This is a genomic window from Pseudomonas brassicacearum (assembly GCF_003732265.1).
GTDB classification, from domain to species: domain Bacteria; phylum Pseudomonadota; class Gammaproteobacteria; order Pseudomonadales; family Pseudomonadaceae; genus Aquipseudomonas; species Aquipseudomonas brassicacearum_D.
In genome coordinates this window covers 1-524 of sequence record NZ_MOBK01000277.1, presented here as the reverse complement: position 1 = coordinate 524, position 524 = coordinate 1, and the positions used below count along the sequence as shown (strand labels likewise).

The 524-nt window shown below is 62.0% G+C and carries 1 protein-coding gene; it reads right to left on the bottom strand.

The annotated features are described in order from the left end of the window. On the bottom strand, positions 1-524 hold a 524-nt coding region (locus BK660_RS31250), incomplete at both ends, for an extracellular solute-binding protein (protein ID WP_123436441.1).

The window sequence follows — 524 nt, the reverse complement described above, 5'->3', positions numbered from 1 at the left end:
GTCGAGGTTGACCGGGGCGTAGGCGGTCAGGTTGGAGAAGTCAGCCTGGCCTTTGGCGCTGCTGGCGGCGGCGCGAAACTTCATCGCCGCGTCCTTGTTTTTCGAGCCTTTTGGAATCACCAGAATGTCGGCCATGACCAGATTCTGTTTCCAGCTCACGCCAACCGGCGCGCCGTCTTCTTGCAGGGCGTGAATGCGGCCGTTCCAGAACTGGCCCATGCTTGCTTCACCGGACGCCAGCAGTTGCTGCGACTGCGCGCCGCCGCCCCACCAGACGATGTCTTTCTTGATGGTGTCGAGTTTCTTGAAGGCGCGATCCAGATCCAGCGGGTAGAGCTTGTCGGCCGCTACGCCATCGGCCAGCAGCGCCAGTTCGAGCACGCCGGGGCTTGGCCATTTATACAGGGCGCGTTTGCCGGGGTAGGTTTTGGTGTCGAACAGGGCGCTCCAGTCCTGCGGCTTGTTGGCGCCGAGTTTGCCCTCGTTGTAGCCGAGGACAAAGGAGAAGAAGAACGAGCCGACGC